This window comes from Aquabacterium sp. G14 (assembly GCF_037482285.1).
GTDB lineage: Bacteria > Pseudomonadota > Gammaproteobacteria > Burkholderiales > Burkholderiaceae_C > Aquabacterium.
Genome location: NZ_JBBEYB010000003.1, coordinates 270,302 through 293,012, shown reverse-complemented (window position 1 = coordinate 293,012; position 22,711 = coordinate 270,302). Strand labels below are relative to the sequence as shown.

General features: G+C 60.8%; 24 protein-coding genes and 2 tRNA genes. 16 read left to right on the top strand and 10 right to left on the bottom strand.

Translation table 11 applies throughout. The annotated features are described in order from the left end of the window. Window positions 1–74: 74 nt before the first annotated feature. The 7 genes from WIT60_RS05820 to uvrC all read right to left on the bottom strand — a co-directional run bounded on the left by WIT60_RS05820 (window position 75) and on the right by uvrC (window position 5,872). Window positions 75–150 (bottom strand) — tRNA-His (locus WIT60_RS05820). A 40-nt stretch (window positions 151–190) separates the two neighbouring features. After that, window positions 191–2,128 (bottom strand): SurA N-terminal domain-containing protein, encoded by a 1,938-nt coding sequence (locus tag WIT60_RS05815; protein WP_339582991.1) that lies wholly within the window; start codon window positions 2,126–2,128, stop codon window positions 191–193. Window positions 2,129–2,250: 122 nt separating this feature from the next. Then, a tRNA-Val gene (locus WIT60_RS05810) sits at window positions 2,251–2,326 on the bottom strand. A gap of 27 nt (window positions 2,327–2,353) precedes the next feature. Beyond that, the gene (locus WIT60_RS05805; RefSeq protein ID WP_320362348.1) at window positions 2,354–2,626 is read right to left on the bottom strand and encodes an HU family DNA-binding protein; all 273 of its coding nucleotides are present in this window, start codon (window positions 2,624–2,626) and stop codon (window positions 2,354–2,356) included. Between the two features lie 30 nt (window positions 2,627–2,656). Continuing rightward, complete coding sequence (gene pgsA / locus WIT60_RS05800; protein WP_339582990.1) at window positions 2,657–3,223, bottom strand: CDP-diacylglycerol--glycerol-3-phosphate 3-phosphatidyltransferase; 567 nt, start codon at window positions 3,221–3,223, stop codon at window positions 2,657–2,659. A 29-nt stretch (window positions 3,224–3,252) separates the two neighbouring features. Further along, on the bottom strand, window positions 3,253–3,540 hold the full coding sequence (locus WIT60_RS05795) for a hypothetical protein (RefSeq protein WP_339582989.1): 288 nt from the start codon (window positions 3,538–3,540) through the stop codon (window positions 3,253–3,255). A gap of 235 nt (window positions 3,541–3,775) precedes the next feature. Further along, the gene (uvrC, locus tag WIT60_RS05790) at window positions 3,776–5,872 is read right to left on the bottom strand and encodes an excinuclease ABC subunit UvrC (RefSeq protein ID WP_339582988.1); all 2,097 of its coding nucleotides are present in this window, start codon (window positions 5,870–5,872) and stop codon (window positions 3,776–3,778) included. Between the two features lie 60 nt (window positions 5,873–5,932). On the opposite strand from uvrC, the gene earP reads away from it, so the two are divergent. Together earP and efp are read left to right on the top strand one after the other, a co-directional pair. Further along, on the top strand, window positions 5,933–7,132 hold the full coding sequence (gene earP, locus WIT60_RS05785; RefSeq protein ID WP_339582987.1) for an elongation factor P maturation arginine rhamnosyltransferase EarP: 1,200 nt from the start codon (window positions 5,933–5,935) through the stop codon (window positions 7,130–7,132). Window positions 7,133–7,240: 108 nt separating this feature from the next. Next, the gene (efp, locus tag WIT60_RS05780; RefSeq protein ID WP_339582986.1) at window positions 7,241–7,795 is read left to right on the top strand and encodes an elongation factor P; all 555 of its coding nucleotides are present in this window, start codon (window positions 7,241–7,243) and stop codon (window positions 7,793–7,795) included. Window positions 7,796–7,885: 90 nt separating this feature from the next. Here efp and dusA read toward each other — a convergent pair whose 3' ends face one another. Then, window positions 7,886–8,917, bottom strand: a complete 1,032-nt coding sequence (dusA, locus tag WIT60_RS05775) for a tRNA dihydrouridine(20/20a) synthase DusA (RefSeq protein WP_339583012.1) — start codon at window positions 8,915–8,917, stop codon at window positions 7,886–7,888. A gap of 130 nt (window positions 8,918–9,047) precedes the next feature. On the opposite strand from dusA, the gene WIT60_RS05770 reads away from it, so the two are divergent. The 14 genes from WIT60_RS05770 (at window position 9,048) to WIT60_RS05705 (ending at window position 19,037) form a co-directional block, all read left to right on the top strand. After that, window positions 9,048–10,118, top strand: coding sequence for a site-specific integrase (locus WIT60_RS05770; protein WP_339583011.1), 1,071 nt, complete (start codon window positions 9,048–9,050; stop codon window positions 10,116–10,118). A gap of 44 nt (window positions 10,119–10,162) precedes the next feature. Then, window positions 10,163–10,498 carry a hypothetical protein gene (locus tag WIT60_RS05765; protein WP_339582985.1) on the top strand — a complete coding sequence of 112 codons (336 nt, stop codon included), beginning with the start codon at window positions 10,163–10,165 and terminating at the stop codon, window positions 10,496–10,498. Window positions 10,499–10,525: 27 nt separating this feature from the next. Beyond that, window positions 10,526–10,870 (top strand): Mor transcription activator family protein, encoded by a 345-nt coding sequence (locus WIT60_RS05760; RefSeq protein WP_339582984.1) that lies wholly within the window; start codon window positions 10,526–10,528, stop codon window positions 10,868–10,870. Continuing rightward, window positions 10,867–11,415: a hypothetical protein gene (locus WIT60_RS05755; RefSeq protein WP_339582983.1), complete on the top strand. Its 549-nt coding sequence runs from the start codon at window positions 10,867–10,869 to the stop codon at window positions 11,413–11,415. The genes WIT60_RS05760 and WIT60_RS05755 overlap by 4 nt, the downstream gene beginning before the upstream one ends. A gap of 108 nt (window positions 11,416–11,523) precedes the next feature. Continuing rightward, complete coding sequence (locus WIT60_RS05750) at window positions 11,524–11,787, top strand: helix-turn-helix domain-containing protein (protein ID WP_339582982.1); 264 nt, start codon at window positions 11,524–11,526, stop codon at window positions 11,785–11,787. Next, the gene (locus tag WIT60_RS05745) at window positions 11,784–12,131 is read left to right on the top strand and encodes a helix-turn-helix domain-containing protein (RefSeq protein WP_339582981.1); all 348 of its coding nucleotides are present in this window, start codon (window positions 11,784–11,786) and stop codon (window positions 12,129–12,131) included. Before WIT60_RS05750 ends, WIT60_RS05745 begins: the two co-directional genes overlap by 4 nt. Then, window positions 12,124–12,645: a hypothetical protein gene (locus WIT60_RS05740; RefSeq protein ID WP_339582980.1), complete on the top strand. Its 522-nt coding sequence runs from the start codon at window positions 12,124–12,126 to the stop codon at window positions 12,643–12,645. Before WIT60_RS05745 ends, WIT60_RS05740 begins: the two co-directional genes overlap by 8 nt. A gap of 129 nt (window positions 12,646–12,774) precedes the next feature. Further along, window positions 12,775–13,194, top strand: a complete 420-nt coding sequence (locus tag WIT60_RS05735; RefSeq protein ID WP_339582979.1) for a hypothetical protein — start codon at window positions 12,775–12,777, stop codon at window positions 13,192–13,194. Between the two features lie 10 nt (window positions 13,195–13,204). Beyond that, window positions 13,205–13,588, top strand: a complete 384-nt coding sequence (locus tag WIT60_RS05730; RefSeq protein WP_339582978.1) for a hypothetical protein — start codon at window positions 13,205–13,207, stop codon at window positions 13,586–13,588. A gap of 62 nt (window positions 13,589–13,650) precedes the next feature. Then, complete coding sequence (locus WIT60_RS05725; RefSeq protein ID WP_339582977.1) at window positions 13,651–14,685, top strand: phage major capsid protein; 1,035 nt, start codon at window positions 13,651–13,653, stop codon at window positions 14,683–14,685. Beyond that, complete coding sequence (locus tag WIT60_RS05720) at window positions 14,685–15,314, top strand: hypothetical protein (protein WP_339582976.1); 630 nt, start codon at window positions 14,685–14,687, stop codon at window positions 15,312–15,314. Before WIT60_RS05725 ends, WIT60_RS05720 begins: the two co-directional genes overlap by 1 nt. A gap of 120 nt (window positions 15,315–15,434) precedes the next feature. After that, complete coding sequence (locus WIT60_RS05715; protein ID WP_339582975.1) at window positions 15,435–18,110, top strand: phage tail tape measure protein; 2,676 nt, start codon at window positions 15,435–15,437, stop codon at window positions 18,108–18,110. 1 nt (window position 18,111) lies between these two features. Further along, on the top strand, window positions 18,112–18,498 hold the full coding sequence (locus tag WIT60_RS05710) for a hypothetical protein (protein ID WP_339582974.1): 387 nt from the start codon (window positions 18,112–18,114) through the stop codon (window positions 18,496–18,498). A gap of 122 nt (window positions 18,499–18,620) precedes the next feature. Then, window positions 18,621–19,037: a hypothetical protein gene (locus WIT60_RS05705; RefSeq protein WP_339582973.1), complete on the top strand. Its 417-nt coding sequence runs from the start codon at window positions 18,621–18,623 to the stop codon at window positions 19,035–19,037. 637 nt (window positions 19,038–19,674) lie between these two features. On the opposite strand, the gene WIT60_RS05700 is transcribed toward WIT60_RS05705, so the two are convergent. Both WIT60_RS05700 and typA read right to left on the bottom strand, forming a co-directional pair. Next, a complete protein-coding gene (locus WIT60_RS05700) occupies window positions 19,675–20,802 on the bottom strand; it encodes an enoyl-CoA hydratase/isomerase family protein (protein WP_339582972.1) in 1,128 nt (375 codons plus the stop codon). A 77-nt stretch (window positions 20,803–20,879) separates the two neighbouring features. Beyond that, window positions 20,880–22,706, bottom strand: a complete 1,827-nt coding sequence (gene typA / locus WIT60_RS05695) for a translational GTPase TypA (RefSeq protein ID WP_339582971.1) — start codon at window positions 22,704–22,706, stop codon at window positions 20,880–20,882. Between the last annotated feature and the right edge of the window lie 5 nt (window positions 22,707–22,711).

Sequence of the window (22,711 nt, the reverse complement as noted above, 5' to 3'; positions counted from 1 at the left end):
CGCCCGTACACCATTTGTGCGTCACAAAGCAAAACGCCGACAAGCACAAGACTTGTCGGCGTTCACTTGTTAGGTGGGGTGGCTAATGGGACTCGAACCCACGACAACCAGAATCACAATCTGGGACTCTACCAACTGAGCTATAGCCACCGCAGAACAGAATTAGAGTATAGCGCGATTTCGCACCTTTTTACAAGGCCGACGCAGATTTTTGCGCCGTTGTGGCTTTCTCAACCACCTTCTTGCCTTCGTTCAGGTACTCGACCTTGTACTCGCGCTTCAGCGCACGGTAGTAGGCATCGGCCTCCGCGCGTGCCCAGTAGCCACTGAACTGAGCCTGCATCTCCTTGAGCTCCTCGGGCTTCACCTCCAGCGGCACCACCTTGTTCACCTTCAGCAGGGCCACACCCTCGTCACCCAAGCTGACAACGGTCCAGGCTGGCAGTTGCTTTTCAGGCACACGCAGTGCGGCATCCAACACAGCAGCAGGCTGGGCGAACATTGTTCGGCGTGACATTTGCACCGCGGCGGGCATTGCAACCTTCTCAGGCGACTGTTTGCCCAGCGCCATCTTCTGCTCCGCATCTGCACGCGCTGCTTTCAAGGCCTGGGCCTTGATCCAACGCTCACGCACCTGCGCCTGGGCTTGCTCGAACGGCATCAGCGCAGCGGGACGGTACTTCACGATGCGCGCCGAGACCAGCTTGTTCGTGCCAACCTCGACGGCCTCCGTGTTGTGCCCCTTGGCACGGTTGGTCGCATCAAACAAGGTGTCGAGCAAGCGGCGATTTGCCATCACACCTTGCTCTTGCCCGATGGGCTGCCGCAACACACCATTGGCAACTTGCACCGTCAACTTCAACTCGTCAGCCACAGGCTGCAAGCTGTCCGACTGCTCGTAAACCATGTTGGTGAACTTCTCGGCCGCCTCGGCATACTGGCGCTGCGCGAGTTGCTTGCGCGCATCGTCTTCGATCTCCGCGCGCACAGTTTCAAAAGGCTTGGTTTCGCCACCGCGCACCGCCGTCAGCTGGATGATGTGGAAGCCGAACTCGCTCTCGACGATGCCGCTGAGTTGACCAGGCTTCAAACCATACGCAGCATCTTCGAACGGCTTGACCATGTCACCACGCCCAAAGAAGTCCAGATCACCACCGTTGGCCCCCGATCCAGGATCGTCGGAATTCTTGCGCGCCAGCTCTGCAAACTGAGCGGGGTTCTTTTGCAGCTGCGCCAGCAGTTGCTCCGCTTTGGCCCGTGCGGCCTTTTTCTGCTCAGCAGTCGCACTGGCTTCTGCCTTGATCAGAATGTGGCTCGCACGCCGCTCTTCAGGGGTCGAGTAGCGCTGGATGTTCTCCTTGTAGGAGCGGCGCAGGTCATCTTCCGACACCGAGACACGTGCCTTCAGTGTGTCGAGGTCCAAGACCACGTACTGCACGTCGGCTTGCTCAGGCGTCGTCAGCCAGCCTGCGTTGGCAGGATCCTTGTAGAAGGCCTGCAGTTGCTCTGCCGTTGGCGCCAGTTGGGCCATGTAAGCCTTGGGCTCGAACTTTTGCCACTGCACATCACGCACCTGGAACAGGGCATCCACTGCGGCACGGGTTGATGCCTGTGAGCCATGACTGGATGCCTGAACACCGCCCAGCACCTGCGCCACCGTCAACTCCTGGCGCAGCATGGTTTCAAGCTGCAAAGGCGTCATGCCACGCGCTTCCAGCAGGGCCTTGTTCACGGTGCCATCAGGGTTGCGCAGTGCAGCAAACTGAGGATCGTTCGCAAAGATGCGCATGATGCGACCTGCAGGCACTGCCAGATGCTGGTCATTGGCAGCCATCAGAAGCACATACTCGCGAATCAGCGCGTCCAAAGACTGCTGCTTGACCTCAGGGCGGTCAAACAGGCTCATGTCGAGATCGGGCCGCTGGGAACGTTGGCGCTCCACGAAGTTGCGGTGCGCGTTGTCCCACTCCTGCTGGGAGACCTTCTGCTTGCCCACCTTTGCAACAGTGCCAGCGTTGTCGGTGAACTGAGAATAGCCTTCCATGCCCACCAGCACGAAAGATGGCAGGATCAACAGAACCAGAATCAGCTGGAGGATGCGGGTGTTTCTGCGAACGAAATCAAACATGGCTGATGACCAGGTGTAGGCTGGCCTGCGGTAGCTTGGGAATCGGTGACACGCAATCAAAAACGTGGCCCAGATAACACAAAGGCGAACCATGGTTCGCCTTGCAGAAGTGCGTATCGGTATGGTGGGTGCTGAGGGGCTCGAACCCCCGACCTACGCCTTGTAAGGGCGCCGCTCTACCAACTGAGCTAAGCACCCGATCGCACTCAAGCCGGCTATCTTACCTTAATTGAGCGCATCCTTCAGAGCCTTGCCAGGGCGGAACTTCGGCACCTTGGCCTTTTTGATCTTGATCTCTGCCCCGGTTCGTGGGTTGCGTCCGGTTCTGGCCGCGCGCGTGCTCACTGCAAACGTGCCAAAACCCAACAGGGACACCGTGTCGCCCTTCTTGAGTGAGGCCTGGATGCCGCCAATCACCGCCTCCAACGCACGGCCGGCTGCCGCCTTGGAGATGTCTGCCTGCTGGGCAATGTGCTCGATCAACTCGGACTTGTTCACGAAAGCTTCCCTCCACAGTACAACGAAAATTCAACGCGACTTGGCGCGGATATCGGGCAAGGACTTTTGTAGATAGTAGATCATCGACCAGATCGTCAGCGCACAAGCGATGTAGATCAACCAAGTCCCCACCTGCAGGCTGTGAAACAGCCCGAACACATCGGCGTCCAGCAACAAAAACACGATGGCCGCCATCTGGGTCGCCGTTTTCAACTTGCCCAGCATGTGCACGGCCACATTGCCAGAGGCGCCAATCTTGGCCATCCATTCGCGCAACGCAGAGATCGCAATCTCCCGCCCAATGATGATGAACGCGACCAAGGCCCCCACCCTGCCCAAATCCAGCAGGATCAGGATCGACGCGCACACGAGAAACTTGTCAGCCACCGGGTCGAGAAAGGCGCCAAAAGCCGACGTCTGGTTCAAGCGACGTGCCAGCCATCCGTCCAACCAATCTGTGGCGGCCACTACCACAAACAAAATGGCAGCCGTCAAATTGACCTGCGCCTCGGGCCAGGGCAGGTAAAACACGCCAACGATGAGCGGGATCGCCACGATCCGCGCCCAGGTGAGCAAAGTAGGCAGAGTCCAAAACATGGAAGCATTGTGCCGTGAACCGCGACACCTTATCGGCGATCTAGCGTCATGGGCTTGAACTGACGCTGATCGTTGAACAAAAAGGTCTCGTTGAACTTCCATGGCCGAGGAAGCTTGGACACATTACCGAACGGTGCGGCACGCCTCACGGCCTGAATGGCCAACTGCACGGTGTCGCGCGCCTGACTCGGGTAGCGCATCACATCGATATCGCGCACGGATCCATCTGCGTTGAGCTCGATCGTCAGCACCGGAATGGCCAGCAACACAGGTGGCGCCTTGGTGGTGTAGCTCACGTCGGGGCTCGCTGCGACCATGCGGCGCGCAGCCTGCTCACGGGCATGCGCCCAACTCCGAGGTGTATCAGGCGGTGGGAGCTTGACAGTGCGCGGCACACCTGACCGGGATGTTTGATCAGCCTTGACCGTGCCCTTCTGTTCAGGCTGCTGTGCACCGGGCCCTTTTTCACCTCCCGAAGGCATCACCCCACAGCCGGCAAGCACCGCCGATGCGCCAAGCGCCAACGCCCGCATTCGAACATCACGTCCGGCATCAGCGCAGCGCTTTGTAGATCTCTTCAGCCAAGTCATGCGAAATCCCCTCCACACTTGCCAGCTCTTCAACGCTGGCTGCGGCGACGCCCTTGACGCCACCAAACCGCTGCAGCAGTTTCGCACGGCGTTTTGGGCCCACCCCGGCGATGTCTTCCAGGCGACTGCCTCCGGTGCGCACACTGGCACGCCGAGCGCGCATGCCGGTAATGGCAAAGCGATGCGCCTCATCCCGAATCTGCGCGACCAGCATCAGCGCGGCCGAACTGGGTGACAAGGCCAACTTGGGACGTCCATCGGCAAACACCAGTTCCTCCAGCCCCACCTTACGGCCCTCCCCCTTTTCCACCCCGACGATGATGGACAGGGGCAAACCAAGGGTCTGAAACACGTCGCGGGCCATGGCCACCTGCCCCTTGCCCCCGTCGATGAGGACCAGGTCAGGCACACGAGCGGCCTTGGTGCCCGCTGCGCTGTAGCGACGCTCCAGCGTCTGCTTCATCGCCGCATAGTCATCGCCCGGGGTGATGCCCGAGATGTTGTAGCGGCGGTATTGCGAGGGTTGCATCTTGTGCCCCTCGTACACCACACACGACGCCTGTGTGGACTCACCCGCCGTGTGGCTGATGTCGAAGCACTCGATGCGCAAGCCCGCCAAGGGGTCGTGCACCGCATTGGCCGGCGTAGCGGGCGCTGCCGCATCGCCTTCTTCCGGTGTCTCGGCCGAGGCATCCAGACCGGCTTCGCGGGCATCTAGGTCCAAGTCCAGGTTGAGTGCCTCCACCAAAGCCCGGGTGCGTGCCTGCTGAGAGCCTTCCTCGCTGAGCAAGCGCGCCAGCGACAGCTCTGCCCCCTTGATGGCCATTTCCAGCCAAGCCCGGCGCTGCTCGCGGGGTTGGTGTACCACCGTGATCTTGCGCCCGCCCTGCTCGGACAAGGCCTCGATCAAAGCCGGGTTGACCGGGTGACTCAGGATCAGCAAGGACGGCACCGCTCCACCCAGGTAGTGCTGCGTCAGGAACGCCTCCAGCACCCGGACCTCGGTGGCCTGCACCAGGGCCTCGGCGTCACGCAAATCGGCCGCATCTGCGGCGGGCACCGACAGCTCTCCTTGCGACTCGCCGCCGCCAGGCTCCTCCGCCTCGTCCGGCACCAGCACGTGGTCCTGCACATGCACCGGAAAGTGCGCGCGGTCGCCCAGGTGCCTGCCGCCCCGCACCATGGCCAGATTCACACAGGCGCGACCGCCCTGAACCTTCACGGCCAGCACGTCCACATCCTTGTCCATCACCGTGTCCACCGACTGCTGGTGCAGCACGGTCGACAGCGCCTGGATCTGGTTGCGGAACTCCGCCGCCTTCTCGTACTCCATGCGTTCGGCGTGATCCATCATGCGGCGCTGCAGGTCGGCCATCACCGCCTCGGGCTCCCCCAGCAAGAAGCGCTCGGCCTGCGCGACGCTGTTGCGGTAGTCCTCATCGCTGACCAGGCCCACGCAAGGCCCGCTGCAACGCTTGATCTGGAACAGCAGGCAAGGCCGCGTGCGGTGGTTGTAAACCGAGTCCTCACAGGTACGGATCTGGAACACCTTCTGCAGCAGCTGGATGGTTTCCTTCACTGCCCAGGCGTTCGGGAAGGGTCCGAAGTAGCGGTGCTTGCGGTCCACCGCGCCACGGTAATAGCTCATGCGCGGAAACGCGTGCGAGGCAATCTTCAGGTAGGGGTAGCTCTTGTCGTCCCGGAACAGGATGTTGAAGCGCGGGTTGAGCGTCTTGATCAGGTTGTTTTCCAGCAGCAGCGCCTCGGCCTCGCTGCGCACCACCGTGGTCTCCATCCGCACGATCTTCGACACCATGTGTCCGATGCGCGTGCCGCCGTGGTTCTTGTGGAAATAGCTCGAAACCCGGCGCTTGAGGTCGCGCGCCTTGCCCACGTACAGCACATCGCCCTTGGCATCGAAGTAGCGGTACACGCCTGGCAGGGCCGGCAATGTGCTCACTTCCTGCAGCAGGCGTGCCCAGATCTGCTCTCGCTCCGCATCCGCCCCCTGGTTCGGGCGCTCCTTCGATGCATTCTGTACGTCAAACGGCTCACTCATGGGGTGCGATTGTCCCCGAGCCCACGACCTCTGGGCATGCGGGTTGCCATAATCCGCGCCATGCAGTGGGATCTTTTCTGTCGCGTCATCGACAACTTTGGTGACATGGGGGTGTGCTGGCGCCTGGCCTCTGACCTGGGCCACCGCGGCCACCAGGTCCGCCTGTGGGTGGACGACGCCAGCATACTGTCATGGATGGCGCCGCAGGTGAGTTGGCAGCATGACGCCAGCCTGGGGCTGGAAACTGGCGGCGGCCAGCCCGGCGTCACCGTCTGCCATTGGGCCGATGCCGAAAGCCTGCCCGCCGACATCGCGGACGATCCGCATCCCATCCTCCCTGGCGACGTCGTCATCGAAGCCTTCGGCTGCAACCTGCCGGATGCCTTTGTGGCCCGCATGCAGCGCCCCGTGCCGCCGCAGTGGGTCAACCTCGAATACCTCAGCGCCGAAGACTATGTGGAGCGCAGCCACGGACTGCCCTCCCCCATCTGGCACGGGCCCGGCGCAGGCTTGCGCAAGCGCTTTTTCTACCCCGGTTTCACGCCCGCCACGGGTGGGCTGCTGCGCGAGTTCGACCTGCTGATCCGACGCGCCGCTTGGGACGCTGCAGCCCGGCAGACCTGGCTGCTACGCCGCGGTATCGCCTGGAAGCCCGGCGAACGGGTCGTGTCCATCTTTTGCTATGCGAACGCCCCGGTGGCGGCCTTGCTCACGCAACTGTCCACCCCGTCAGCCCATCTCAGCTCGAGAGACACACCCTCGGCTCCGCCCCCCGTCACGCACGTGCTGCTGGCGCACGGCCATGCCACGCAACTGGCGCAAGACTGGCTCAGCAGCGCCCCCCAACCACCCTTTGGTGTGCGCCTGCACCCGCTGCCCGCCTTGCCGCAAGCGGAGTTCGACCACCTCCTGTGGTCGTGCGATCTCAACTTCGTGCGCGGAGAAGACTCGGCCGTGCGCGCCCTGTGGGCCGGCCAGCCCCACGTCTGGCAAATCTATGAGCAGGACGACGGCGTGCATGCCGACAAGCTCAACGCCTTCATGAACCGCTGGATGGCTGATTGGCCAACAGACGTGCACGAACAGGTGACGGCCCTGTGGAAATGCTGGAACGGGCTCGCGCCCCTGCCTGCCACCCTGCCCGACTGGTCATCTGACACCGCGCCATGGGCTCAGCACAGCTTGACGGCACGCAACACCCTGCTGAAACAAGCGGATCTCGTCACCCAACTGGTTCAATTTGTCAGCGAGGCGGGGTAAAATGGCTGGCTTTGCTTCTGGCAGGTTTCCCTGTGCAAATTCATCTTTGCAGCCATCGGGAGGCTGGGAGCGTCTCCGTATTTGCACAGACCCTAATCGGGAATCCACATGAAACTCGCACAAGAAATCCGCGCTGGCAACGTGATCATGCAGGGCAAGGACCCGATGGTCGTCCTGAAGACTGAATACAGCCGTGGCGGCCGCGGTGCAGCCACCGTGCGCATGAAGATGAAGAACCTGCTGAACGGCGCTGGCGCCGAAGTGGTCTTCAAGGCTGACGACAAGATGGACCAGATCATCCTCGACAAGAAGGAGTGCACCTACTCCTACTTCGCCGATCCGATGTACGCCTTCATGGACGCCGAATACAACCAGTTCGAAGTCGAAGCCGAAAACATGGGCGACGCCGTGAACTACCTGCAAGACGGCATGGAAGTCGAAGTCGTGTTCTATGACGGCAAGGCCATCTCGGTTGAACTGCCTACCAGCGTCGTGCGCGAGATCGAAACCGAACCCGCCGTCAAGGGCGACACTTCCGGCAAAGTCATGAAGCCTGCTCGCATTGTCGGTACCGGCTTCGAAATCGCTGTGCCCCTGTTCGTCGACTCCGGCGACAAGATCGAAATCGACACCCGTACCCATGAGTACAAGAAGCGCGTCTGAGCCCCTTCGGTCTCACGCCCCACAGAAAGGACACCTCGGTGTCCTTTTTTCATGTCCATGTGTCACCTTGCCGTCGTGACACATGCCGACTCAAGGACGCTGATGGGCCAGCGCCATCACTTCGGACGGTGACAAATCCTTGAGCTTGTGGTCAGACCACACCTGACGCCAGCGGCGCGCGCCAGGCAAGCCGTGGTACAGGCCCAGAATGTGCCGGATCACCTGCGGCCAGCGCACCTCGCCATGCGCCCACCCTGCGGTGCGAACCATCTCACGCTCGGTGTAAGCCACCATCGCCGCCTCGACCGCCTCACGGGTCAGGGCCGGCTCGCGCGGCGGCAAGCCAAACAGCAGCTCGTCCCACTCGGCCATCAACCAAGGGTTGTGATACGCGGCACGGCCCACCATCACACCGTCCAACGCGACGCCGTCGATCATCGCCCCCGGCTGCAACTGCGCCACACAGCTGGCGTTGTCGGCCAGTCCGCCATTGAGCACGATCGTCAGGTGCGGGAAATCGCGCTTGAGCTGGTGCACGAACTCGTAACGCAGCGGTGGGATCTCGCGGTTCTCCTTGGGGCTCAACCCCTTGAGCCAGGCATTGCGCGCGTGAACGATGAACACCTCACAGCCCGCGTTGGCCACCGTGCCCACGAAATCACGCACATAGTCGTACGACTCGATCTGGTCGATGCCGATGCGGTGCTTGACCGTGATGGGCACCTTCGGGTCGCCGCCCACCGCATCGATCATCGCCTTGACGCAGTCCGCCACCAGGGAAGCCTCGTTCATCAGGCAGGCCCCAAAAGCCCCGCGCTGCACCCGCTCGCTAGGGCAACCACAGTTCAGATTCACTTCGTCGTAACCGAACTGTTGGGCCAGCTTCGCACAGTGCGCCAGGTCGGCTGGCTCACTGCCGCCCAACTGCAAGGCCACGGCATGTTCTTCCTGGTTGTATTCCAGAAAGCGCAGCATGTTGCCATGCACCAGCGCTCCGGTGGTCAGCATCTCGGTGTACAGCCGTGCATGTGGGCTGATCAGCCGATGAAAGTAACGGCAGTGGCGGTCAGTCCAGTCGAGCATCGGTGCAACGCACGCACGCCACGGGCTAAGTGATTGAATTTCAACGGGTTTTTCCAACTGAGAAACCTTGTATTTGGAGCTTATGCAGAAATAAGTGCACACGAAGCGCACACAGCGGGGGCGTCTGGTAGACAATCGGATGCATTCGCACTGCACACGATTGCACACCATGGCAACATTTTCGCAGCTCCCGTCCGGCAAGTGGCGCGCACAGGTAAGGCGCGCCGGCATCTACAAGGCCGCAACCTTCGCGACCAAGCGGGAGGCATCGGCCTGGGCTACAGCCATCGAGGCCCAAGCCAACCACATCGCCGCGGGCGGCTACGCCCCACCCCCGAAGAATGCCACGCTCGACGACCTGATTGATAAGTACGTCGAGACGACCAAGGAGGCAGGCAAGACAAAGACGGCCACGCTGAACATGCTCAAGCGCGAAATCGGCAAGGTCAAGTTGGTGAACCTCAACAGCATTGTGCTGCGTGATTTCATCGACCGGCGCCAAGAAGCTGGCGCTGGTGGCGTGACGATCTCGGCAGACCTGTCCTTTCTGTCCGCCGTGCTCAAGTGGGGCAAACATGCTCGGCAGCTTGACCTACCCGAAAGGCTCGCCCAGGACGCACGGGCCAGCTTGGCACACCGGGGGCTGAACACGCGAAGCAGTGAACGTGAGCGGGAGCCGACAGACGACGAACTGAGCAGCCTCTATGCCCTTTGGGCAGGCATGGCGCGGCAGAAGATCCCCATGGAGACGCTGTGCAAGTTTGCTCTGGCCACCGGGATGCGGCAGGGAGAAATCACCCGGCTCCAGATTGAGGACATCGACAAGGACGCCAAAACAGTGGTGATCCGTGACCGAAAAGACCCCAAGCACAAGATCGGGAACCATCAGACTGTGCCGCTGCTGCCTGCGGCGTGGGCAATCGTGGCGCCCATCTTGGATGAGCGTTCAGAGGGGCGACTGTTCCCGTATGAGGAGCGCAGCATCTCGGCATCGTTCACCAGGGGCTGCACCGCGCTCGGAATCGAAGACCTGCACTTTCACGACCTGCGCCACCGTGCCACGGCTGAGTTCTTTCGAATGGGTCTCAGCATCCCTCAAGTGGCACTGCTGACCGGGCACAAAACCTGGTCCATGTTGCGCCGGTACACGGCCATCAAGCCCCAGGATGTGCACGACGCGATCACAAAACCGGCAAGCCCTGCGCCGGTCCAAGCAGGGCAATCGGGGCCGGTGGTGTAACAGCACCAACGCCCCCTGACCACACAGCACATAGGAGGTGCGACATGGCTACTTTGAATTGTAAAGACACTCTGGACGCCAGCAACCACAACGCCGAGGTGGACAGACTCTCCCTCAAGATGTTCTATCTGCAGGAGATTGTGAAGCTGGCCGCCCGGGCCTCTGAGAGCACGCGGGTGCTGCAAGGCATAAAGGATGCGCTGAGCGTCGAACCCGAGGCAAAGGAGCTCCTCGGCACCAAGGTACGTGCCATCCATTCATGGGAGGACCGCGAAGATAGTGCTGGCGAGGTCCTCGCCTATGTGGCCGAAGAGTTGGACGACATCAATTCGAAGTTCACCTGGCTGGCGTACAACAAGGCACGAACCGTGCACGGTTGAAGCACGAACCGTCACCAGGGAGGGGCAATGCATCAACTAAACGAAGAAAGCTACTCGTTACGGCTTGATGTCGAATGCGCTTTACGTGAGGCGCACAGAGAGCAGCCAGCGATATTCGGGCGCCCCTTGAGCCAGCAGGAGCTGCGCGACTTGGCGGTGATGGTGGCCGAGAAGCTGCGCCATCGAATAGGCGGCCGGTACGTCCCGAAGATGGCTGACCGTGAAGCGCGCGAGGCGCGAAATGCGGCGGTGCTCAAGGCTTTCAACGGCAACAATCGAGAGCAGGTGATGCGGGAGTTCAATATCTCCCGGCGACTCTTCTACTGCATCTTGGCAGAGGACCGCAAACAGCGTCTTGGATCGAGGCCATGAAGCTGACAGAGGAAGAGCTCACCCGGGAGATCAGGGACTGCGCCAAGTATCTGCGCGAGAAGGCCGTGCTCGACGTGAGGCTTGGCCTCGTCCGCCCAACTCACGAGGACATCGAGGCCGCTGGCCTGCGTGATGCTGGGCTCTATGACTACGCCAGCTTGGTGGACGAAATCCGCAGCATTTCAGAGAAGCTCGGGCCAATCATCGAGAGGCTGAACAGGCTCAGCGAGCATTTCGCACACTCCCGACTTGAGCTCTACTCAGACATCGAGGACGAGATCGAAGGCGCGAGAGAACATGCCGCAGGCGCCAAGGTTCGCGTAGACGTGGCAATCAACCGCTTGGAAGGCACAAGGCCACCAAACAGCAAAGCCATGCCGCTGCAGAAGTCTGCTGTAAGGCTTGCTCACGCCATCCTTGGGGCATCCCAGCAGAGGCGTGTCAGAGCGATTGCCAAGCGAATCATCATGGAGGCGGAACTTGACACGCCATCTGAGACTGTATTGACAGAGTGGATCAAGGAGGTCCGGGCAGATGACAAATGACGGATAGCCAGGCTATTTTTCGTTTGGCTATCCGTCACTTCATGTGACGCGAAAAATAAACCATTGCCACATCGATAACCAAGGCGTTACGCCTTATCGGAGTGGACGATGGATACCCCCCAAGCTGCAAACGAGAACCAACTGGACCGCCTTCGCTCGCTCGCTGAGCGATTCGACTGCATCACAGAAACCGACCTGATGCTTTTGGCCAAGGTCACTGCGTTAACCGTCGAGTCGTGGCGTAAACGCGGGACTGGCCCTGCCTACATCCTGTTGGGCAATCGCTACCTGTATCCGCGAAGCGCTGTCTCGCGCTACCTGGAGAGCATCACAAGAGAGCGGCAAAGCCTCGGCAAGGAGGCGCTGCTGTGAAAAACCCAAGCCTGAAAAAACGAAAGGCCCCGACCGTTGGAGCGGTTGGAGGCCTTGGAAAGAACAGAACGCTCAGCCAGTCTAGCCTAAAGAGCACCGCGAAGGAAGCCCAGCGCGAACGCATCATTGAAGCGTTGAAGCTGCGCCCTCAGTCCTCCTATGACCTGCGCCGGCTCGGCATTTACCAGGCCCCGGCACGCATCAAGGAGCTGCGCGACAAGTTCGGCTTCAGCATCACCACATCGCTTGTCACGGTGGTGGATCGGGACGGCTACCTGCACCCTCGCTGCGCCCTGTACACGCTGAATAGCGATCCAGGACAGGCGAGGGGGCGCAATGGCTAGCAACAATCGACACAGGGGCACCAAGTACCACGAGCCGTTTGTTGGCATCCTTCGCAGCGTCTTTGAGTCCAAGGCTTTCACTGACCTCAGCCCCCACGCCTGCAAGCTCTTGTTGGAGTTGGTTAGTCAATTCCGTGGCGACAACAACGGCGACTTGACGCTTGCGTGGTCGGTGGTCAGCAAGAGGGGCTGGCGGTCGCGGACAACCCTTTGGCGCTGCAAGCAGGAGCTGATCGACGCGGGCTTCATCTATGTGACCAGGATCGGACAGTTTCCGAGTACATGCGAGTTGCTGGCGCTGACCTGGTTTCCTCTGGACGTGTCCAAAAAGTTCGATCCGGGTGCGCTGGATGGCTTCGTACCGAAGGCTTACCTGACGCGCAATCCGCTAGTGCAAAAGACGGTCAAAAAGAAGCCCGACAAGCCGTCGCAGACAGGTGGGAGCGTGCCTGCAAAAAACGCGCCCCTTTGTCCACCTCTGGAACATTGCGACGTTCCACAAGTCCACTGCTGAAACAGCTACATGCCAATGTTGTTTCACAGGTGGACTTGTAGGAGCCAAAACAGCCCGTCTCAATGTTCCACACGTGGACACCTTTCTAGAGAAGCCATCTCCTACGCATGCAGCGAGTGAGTGTGACCAATGAAGAGCACCAAACAGATATTTCCTGCCGTGACCATGGAACTGATGCCAAGTGGTCTGATTCGGCTTGAGGATGACACGGACATCGATGGGCCTATGGCAATCGACCTTCACCCGGCTCAGGTTCAGGTGCTGGCCTCCATGATCGGGTTCACGGTGCCCGACAAGACCATCAAGGTCCTTGGCCGGTTGCTTGAGAGGCTGAAAGGCATCGAGGCCCGAAGCGACAAGCTGCGCGACCTGCTCGACTATGCCCTGAAGGACCAAGACATCGAGGTAGCCCCAGAGCTTTGCATGAGCGAAGCCATCACGGAGAACCTTCGCGAGGTGGTCAAAGACCTCCAAGACCTGCTTGAGCCAACTGCGGTGCCCGTTGAGGGGCGCGAAGAGCCTGGCGGGCAGTTGTGCATCCCAATGTGAGCGACCAACCATGCCCCACTACATCAACGGCAAACCCGTCAACGCACTCGACCTGCTGCTGGAGGCCGCGAAGGATGACGACCGAGTGAAGGCCGCACTCTGGGAGTGCATTCAGTCCGGCGAGATCAGCAAGGCCATGCGCACCAGGAAGCGCGATGACTGCCTGAGGTCGGCCGCTGAAATTCTTGGCGCTGACGGCTGCACCACCTGGGTGACGGCAGTACGCCTGTCCAAGGCCATCGAGAACTTCAAGCGACCAGGCGGGAAGCTGCAACGGCTCAGGCGCGGCGCCATGGAAGAGCTATCACCGGTCGAGAGACTGCTTCATGAGGCTTGCCTGGCTGGAGGCAAGGTGCCCAGCAGTGACAAGTACCTCTACACCCTTCTCTCGTAATTGCCGGGTTTCAAGAGAACAAAAGCGAGATTCTGTGTGCATTGAAACTTTGGATCGATGCCATGCTCATCACCTCCAGCACACCGAAATTCAACCCGGGCGAGATCGTCGCCGCCGCAAGTGACGCGATCAAGCTGAACCTCGGAGTGAACGTTCAGCACCCTCACCCGCTTGCCTCTGAGCTTGGTATGGCTTCCGTGGCCTATGCCCTGGGCTATCAGCAGCGGGTGCCGCAAGAGTGGGAGATTGACCGTGCTGTGATGGCGCGCGGCATGGCAACGGCTGACTTCAGCCGAATCCTTGCCGACGGCATCAGCGGCGTGGCCTTCCACAGCTACTCCGAGGCGTCCGAGCACAAGCGATTCGCCAAGTCCATCGAGCTGCGCGACTTCCGGCCAACCGGCTGGCCTGGTGTTGGCACTGACCTTGAGTTGGAGCTCGCAGGCGAAGGCGGTGAAATCACATATGGATACGCCCGACTGGTTGCCGGCTCTGTTCTGCTGAAGCTCAGCACCTATGCGCGCGCCATCTGTGTCAGCCGTCAGGCGATCATGAACGACCAATTCGGCGCGATCAAGCAAGTCTTCTCTGACATCGGCGCAAGTGCTGCCCGTGTCGAGGCGCGGCTTGTCGCTGAGGCTCTGGAGAACCCGGCCGTTCTGGACGATGGAAACCCGGTGTTTGATGCTGGTTACAAAAACGTGGTTGCGTCGGCGCTGAACGATGCCAGCTTGGCCGTTGGCATGTCCTACCTGCGCATGCAACTGACGCCTTCTGGCCATCCTGCAGGTCTGCGGGCCGAGCATTTGATTGTTGCGGCAGATCTGGAGTTCCAAGCCCTGCGGCTGGTTCAAGACACCGGTGTCAACATCCGCGTGACGGTATTGACCGGCCTGCCCGAAGGTCGCTGGTACCTCACCTCCAACCCCGAGGCGCACCCCACGATCGTGACAACGCGGCTCCAAGGCACCAACTCAGCAGTACGGGTGGAAGGCGCCAAGCGCCCCTTTGGCTTTGATGGCACTGCCGTCCGAGTGATCGCAGACCTTGGCGCCGCAGTCGTCCGGCGCGACGGGATCATCCGTGGGGGTCTGTGATGGACCTCGATGATCTGGTTTCAGACCTAACGCCCGAGATCGCCAAGGCCCTCGGGGCTGCGCCGGATCAAAGGGCGCAGCGAAACAATGCGCAACGAAATGCCAAGGTCCTGGCGAAGCTGGCAGCGAACGCCGCGAGAACCGGTGAGGTCATCTTCAACATCGTCAAAACCAACTTTCCGGCGCGTTACGAGCCGTTTGAGTCACTGGCCGAGGCTGCGATTGTTCACGATGCCCTGAACGAGATGAGGCAGGCGCACAAACATCTGAGCAACGCCGTCGACCTGGTGAACAGCCTTGGCGTAAGTGCTGAGGTCTTCGCCACGGTTGGCCGGATGTGCGAGCTGGTTCAACTGAACGCACGGACCATCAACGGGCTGAGCGATTCAGTCGCCAAGAGCGGTGACGTTATCGGTGCGGTAATGGAGAGGCATTTCGCAGGCGCACCAAAAGGCTCACTCTCCCGTGAAGACCTGGCGGCCATTCACGCCGCACTGCACGAGGTTCTGACCGCAATGGCGCATGTGCAGAGGGTCGAGGCTCACGCCGACAAGCTGCCAGAAAGGCTGCATCCATTGACGGCTGAGGTGCGTGGCTTGATCGCCGAAATCGCACCCAAGCAAGAGTAGAGAAGCCTTAACCGGCACCGTGCTGCGCCGCGGCTGATGCGCAGCAGACTGACAACGGACGCGTCTGCCTCCTTTGGCGCTGCGAGTCAGTCACCTTCGTCGCAATTACCAGGAGACACCGTGGCCGACGCTCAAAAAACAATCGAACTGATTTTCCAAGGCGTCGATAAGACGGGCGCCGCGACCCAGGCCGCGCTCAACAACGCCGAGAAGTTCAGCTCGTCCATCAAGAGCGTCACGCAGCCCATCTCGGATTTCACGGTGGGCGCACTCAAGCTGGAGGCCGGATTGCTGGCCGCTGGTGCCGCTGTCGTGGCGTTCTCGGTAAGGTCTGCCGCTGACTTCGACTCGGCGTTCCGCCAGATCTCCACCATCATCGATGCGTCGGCTGAAGACCTCGACGGCTTCAAGAAGGCGATCCTCGATTACGCGAGCACCAGCACGCAGCCGCTGGAGAACATCACCAACGCGCTGGGCAACGCCATCGGCTCTGGGGTGGATTGGTCTGAATCGCTGTCTCTGATCTCGACGGCTGAGAAGTTGGCCGTGGCCACACGCTCAGACCTGGACGGCACGACTAAGGTGCTTGTCTCGACGCTGAACAGCTACGGCATGTCGATCGATGAGGCCGGCAAGGTTTCGGACCTGTTCTTCAAGATCATCGACGAGGGCGACATCGGGATGAATGACCTGGCGGCCAGCTTCGCCAAGGTCGCCCCTATTGCCAAGATCAGTGGCGTGTCGCTTGAAGAGGTGGGCGCGGCCATTGCCACGCTGACGGCTTCGGGTATCAAGCCGGCCGAGTCCATCGAGTACCTGCGCGGCGCGATCTCCAACATCATCAGCCCGTCCGGTCAGGCGCGTGATCTGGCGGCAGAGCTTGGCATTGAGTTCAACGCGGCAGGGCTGAAGGCCAACGGCCTGGCCGGCCTGCTGCAACAGGTTGCCGACAAGACGGGCGGCAGCGCCGACCAGATGAAGGTGCTGTTCGGTGACATCGGCGGCTTCACCGCAGCGGCGACGCTGGCTGGCCCTCAGGCTGAGAAGTTCCGCGACACCTTGGCGGCCATGGGCAACGTGGCCGGCGCCACGGATGAGGCATTCAAGAAGATCACTGGCAGCCTGGACGTGTCCGGGCAGAAGATCGCGTCTGCCTTCAATGCACTGGCTGTGAGCATTGGCCAGCCGCTGCTGGATGAGTTCGGCGGTCTCGCTGAGGCCATCGCCAAGGTCTTTCAGGCGCTCGGCGCCAGTGTGCAGGAGGGATCACTCTCTACCCTGGTCGATTTTGTCGAATCGAAGATGGCGACGGTGCAAGCCATCGTTGAAAAGGTCGCGCAGAACCTCCCCGCTGCGCTGGCAAATGCAGACTTGAGCGGCTTCACCAGAGGCGTGGATGCCGTGGCAGGAGCGTTCAGCCGACTGTTTGACGACATCGACTTGAGCACAGTTGATGGACTGACCAAGGGCATCGAGCTGGCTGGCGCTGCATTCCTGGGTCTGAGCAAGTTCACGGCCGGCGTGATCGAGGCATTTGAGCCCCTGTTCGATCTGCTCGTGAGCATGGGTACCGAGGTCGCCTCAAGCAGCGGCGGGTGGGGTGAATTGGCCGGGAATCTTGCTGGGATCGCGACGCAAGCGAACATGCTGCTCCCTGCACTGCAAGCCCTGATTGCTGTGCTGGCCGCCAACCAGTTGACCAGTCTCGCCGGATCGCTCAAGACGGCAGCGGACGCGCTCGCTGGCAGCTCGGGACTGCTCACCATGCTCGGTAAGGCCGGGCTGATCGGCGCGGCGGGCGCGGCCGGATATGCGGTCGGCACGGTACTGGTCGAGCCGATTGACAACTTGGTCAGCAAGCTCACCGGCAGCAAGACCACGCTCGGGAGTTGGATCTATGACCTGGTGAACGGCTCCAAGGAGGCGGAGTTGTTCGGCAACACGGTCGCCGCGGCTGGTCAGAAGGTCGATGCAGCGAGCGGCGCAAACGGCAAGAACGCCGAAGCGATAAAGAAGGCAGCCGAGGCAGCCAAGGGCGCTGCCAATCCGTTTGAAGCTGCGAACAACGCCATGCTGGCTCAGTCGATTGCTGCGGAGAAGGCCGCAAAAGGCATGGCCGGGCTTGGGGGCGCTCAGACTGAAATTTACGAGAACATCAAGAAGATCGTCCCCGTCTTCGACGCGGCTACCGGAAAGATCACCGGCTACCGCGAAGAGTTGGTGCGGGTGAAGGTGGGCATTGACGAGTTCGGACAGAAGACCGGCAACGCCGCGTCAGCCGTTGGCAAGGTGGCAGCCGAGACAGAGAAGGCCAAAGAAGCGCAGCGCAAATGGGCTGAGGAACTGGCGAAGATGGACTTCCAGAAGTCCATGGAGCTGATCAAGCAGCAGACCTCGCTGATGGTGGCCAACATAGAGGCAGAGACCAAGAAAGCCGTTGCTGCCTTTGAGTCACTGAACACCGGCATCACCAGCACTGGCAATGTGCTGAGCACGCTGTTCAAGAGCTATGGCGATTACGACAAGCTGAGTTGGAGCGCCATCGACAAGATCGAGGATCAGATGGAGCGCGAAAACGCTTACCGCGAGAAGCAATTCGCCTTGCAGGAGCGGATGACAGAGGCGCAAATCAAGTCCATGAATGCCCAGACCGACGCACTGCTCAAGGGTGACGGTTTGATCAAGATCGACGGTGCCGGCCTCAAGCCGCATCTGGAGGCTTTCATGTGGGAGATCCTGCAAGCCATCCAGGTGCGCGTGAATGCTGACGGCTTGAAACTGCTGCTGGGGGTCTGACATGGGTATTGCTGACGAACTGCACCGAGGCTTCAACAAGATGAGCCGGGCCATCAAGGAAAAGCGGGAGGTGTTTGGCGCGTTCATTGAACTGGCTCCGGTGGCCGAAGCAAACGACGCTGCCATGGTCATCGCAGGCGCAGCCTTCTGCCTTCTCGACTCAGTGGCAGCACTGGAAAATGCGGGCCTGCTCGTTGAGGTCGAGGACGGGCCATGGCGCGATTTCCTCTGGGGTGGGCACACTGCCCGCGTTTCAGCCTTTCACAACGCCATGCAACTCGGAGACCTCCCCTGCATCTGCTCCATGGTGTCGGTGATGTCACGCTGCATCGAGGCCAATCAGCACCGGCTGACCTTCATCGGTAACAAGGTCCAGGTGACGCAGTGAGCGAAGCTGAGACCACCCCACCCTACCCTTCAGCGGCCAGCCTTCGGAGGTCAGCGGCCTGGCAGAGGCCGCCGAGGCACCCAGCCCCACTGCGGCGAATTGCCGTCCACGAAGCGGGCCATGTGGTGCTGATGCGGGCCTTTGGGCTGGAGTCACCCAGGGCCACCATCGAGGCAAATGAAAAGGGTTGGCACGGTGAGGCGTTCTTCCCTGGGAGCGAAGCGTTCGCCAAGTTGGATGATCCACCTTTGGATCATTCCGGCGTGATCGCAGCCACAGCGGCATCAGTGTTTCATGCCGGCGTGATCGCTGAGATGATCGACGCGGGCGCCACGTGGACCGGGCCCATCCTCTACGCTGAGGCAAGCGACTTTCAACGAGCGAACGACATGCTCAGGCCAGCGTTCGGCAACAACGCGAGCGGGGCTCACGCTTTCGCCCAGCAAGTCGCGCTGCACATTCTCTCGACTGCATGGAGTGAGGTCGAGGCCATCGCTGAAGAGCTGATGCGCGGCGGCGAGTGGGTCGCGACAAGCTGAAAGGTACTCCCAGCGGGGATAGCCACACGGGGTCGTGGAGCCGCCGAGATCGACAGTTTTTCGCCCCCCCTGGGTACGTGTTTATTACTGCCCCCCGCCGATGGCGTACACCGCCCCAACTTTGGGGCGATCTGCCCACGTACCCGGTGCTCATGGTCCAAATCTGGATCATCCCACTGCCGCGTTGACTACGAATCTTTCGTTGTGGCGGGCTTTTACGGGCAAGTCGCAAAAGCAGCGGATGGACACCGCCACCACTGGTGGAAGTCTGAGAGCGTGCCCGACCCTTGCGACGCAAGGGTTCGCCCCCCGGTGGGGGTTGGGTCTCGTTGCCCAAAACGACACCCATTCAAGTCAACAAGGAGGCGACGCAATGCACACAGAGTGCACACGACAAGCCCAGAACCCCGATGAATGCTGCTTAATAGCAACAGTCGAGCATCGGTGCCACACAGGCACGCCAGGGGCTCAGGTCTTGGGAAGGCGAAGTGGTCAAGGTCACAAAAAAGAACTCGTTCAGCGGTCAACATGCTCAGTCAGCCCGCAGGCTCTTGCCAACCGACCTTTGCACAAGCTGTTATTTTCTCAGCTGTGAGAGCCCCTATCGCCCCCTGAGAGCCCCAAAACCCCTTGGACTTCACAGTGGGTCATGCAAATCCCGCAAGGGATGCGCATGCGGAGGCCACACTGCCTCAAAGAAGGCCTCCACCATCTCCGGCGTCACGTCCTCGATCCGACTGGGTTTCCAAAGGGGCTTGTGGTCCTTGTCCACCACCAAGGCCCTCACACCCTCCACCGTCTCGCTTGCGGCACCAGGACGTAACTGGAAGCAGTGCCTCACCATCGTGCGCTCCATGCGAAACACCTCTGCGAGCGGCATGCTGCGGCCCCGCCGAATTTGCTCCAGCGTCACGCCCATCATCAGGGGCGAGTGTCCTGCCATCTGATGGCGAATCTGCGCCGCCCAGTCACTGCCATCTGTTTGCAATGAAGCCCAAATGTCTTGCAGCCTGTGCAGACTGAAATGTCGGTTGATGGCCTCCAGATGCACGGTCACTGTCGCGTCTGGCAACTGTGTGAGTCCATGCAAATCAAGATGAGCACGACAACGCCCCATCAGCTCCTCGCCACCATGCGCAGGACGTGCCCGCAACTCGTCCAACATCGAGCCCAACGCATCCGACCGGGCGTGCACATCGGCCAGCCCCAGGGTCAAGGCATCGGTCACATGCAGGTGCGGCCCCACCAAGCCCAGAAACTCCCCCACAGATCCGACACAACGCGACAGAAAGTATCCTCCCCCTACGTCCGGGAAGAGACCAATGCGGGTCTCTGGCATCGCCATGCGCAGGGCCTCGGTGGCCACACGCAAGTCGCACCCCTGCGCCAGGCCCATGCCGCCCCCCATGGTCACCCCCTCCATCCAGGCCATCGTGGGCTTGGGATAGCTGTGAATCAGATGGTCGAGCGTGTATTCCTCGGTGAAGAAGTCCTCGACCGCTGCATTCCCTGCCAGCGCGGCGTCGTGCATGAAGCGGATGTCACCGCCAGCGCAAAAGTGCGTCACCGGATGTTTGCCGCCCTCGGCGGGCCGCGCTGCCCCCCTCAGCAGAACCGCATGGACCGCGGGGTGCGTGGCCCATCCACGCAAAACCACCGTGAGTTCGCGGATCATCTCCAGCGAGAGGGCATTCAGCGCTTTGGGACGATTCAGTGTGATGACACCTAGCCCTCCCACGATCTCGGTCTGAATCACACTCTGCATCTCGTCGCTCTCCGCAAGAAAATAAAAAAGGCCGCGTTGTCACACGCGGCCTTTTTACCTCAATCCGTCAGGACAGATCAGGATTCGCGCGAAGCGCGCTTGCGATCATGTTCCTTCAGGTGGCGCTTGCGCACACGGATCGACTTCGGAGTGATCTCGACCAGCTCGTCGTCATCGATGAAGTCCACACCGTATTCCAGCGTCAGTTCGATCGGCGGGGTGATCTTGACCGCGTCTTCCTTGCCAGACACGCGGAAGTTGGTCAGCTGCTTCGTGCGCGTGGCGTTGACAACGAGGTCGTTTTCACGGCTGTGGATACCCACGATCATGCCTTCGTACACGGGGTCGTTCGGCTTGACGAACATGCGACCACGGTCGTCCAGCTTGCCCAGGGCGTAGGTGAAGATTTCACCGTCGTCCATGGAGATCAGCACGCCGTTCTTGCGGCCGCCGATTTCGCCCTTGTGCGGCTCGTAGCCGTCGAAGATCGACGAGATCAGACCCGAACCACGGGTCAGGTTCATGAACTCGTTGCTGAAACCGATCAGGCCACGAGCCGGGATGCGGTATTCCAGGCGCACACGACCATGGCCGTCCAGCTCCATGTTGATCATGTCGCCCTTGCGCAAGCCCAGGGCTTGCATCACACCGCCTTGGTGCTCTTCTTCCACGTCAGCGGTCACCAACTCCATGGGCTCGCACTTCACGCCGTCGATCTCTTTGAACATCACGCGCGGCTTCGAAACGGCCAGCTCGTAACCTTCGCGGCGCATTTCTTCCAGCAAGATGGTCAGGTGCAATTCACCGCGGCCGCACACTTCAAAGACGCCGTCTTCATCGGTTTCCTTGACGCGCAGGGCCACGTTGGAGCGCAGCTCCTTTTGCAGGCGGTCCCAAATCTGGCGGCTGGTCACAAACTTACCTTCACGACCTGCCAGCGGCGAGGTGTTCACGCAGAAGTTCATGGTCAGGGTGGGCTCGTCAATCTTCAGCATCGGCAGAGGCTGAGGATTGGCGGGGTCGGTCACGGTTTCGCCAATGCCAATGTTTTCAATGCCGCTGATCAGCACGATCTCGGAAGGACCGGCTTCGGTGGCTTGCACACGGTCCAGGCCTTGGAACGTATGAACCTGGTTGATCTTGCCGGTGTAGGCCTTGCCATCAGGACCCGCCATCACAGCCACTTGCTGACCGGGCTTCAAGGTACCTTGGGTGATGCGACCGACGCCGATACGGCCCACGAAGGTGGAGTAATCCAGCGCGGAGATTTGCAACTGCAGGGGTGCAGTGGCATCACCCTTGACCGCCGGCACGTGCTCCAGAATGGTGTCGAACAGGGCCGACATGTCTTCGCCCCACTTGGCGCCGGGCTCACCCTCGACCTTCGAGGACCAGCCATTGATGCCGGAGGCATACACCACGGGGAAGTCCAACTGCTCGTCGGTCGCGCCCAGCTTGTCAAACAGGTCAAACGCCGCGTTCACCACCTTGTCGGGGTTCGCACCGGGCTTGTCCACCTTGTTGACCACCACGATGGGCTTCAGGCCCAGGGCCAGCGCCTTCTTGGTCACAAAACGCGTTTGAGGCATCGGGCCCTCTTGCGCGTCGATCAGTAACACCACGCCGTCAACCATGGACAGCGCACGCTCCACTTCACCACCGAAGTCCGCGTGACCTGGGGTGTCGAGGATGTTGATGTGGGTGTCTTTCCAAGACACGGCACAGTTCTTGGCCAGGATGGTGATGCCACGCTCACGTTCGATGGCGTGGTTGTCCATCACAGTGTCCACGACCTTTTCGTGTTCGGCGAAGGTGCCAGACTGGCGCAGCAGTTGGTCGACCATGGTGGTTTTGCCATGGTCAACGTGGGCGATGATCGCGATGTTGCGAATTTGAGTGCTCATAAAAG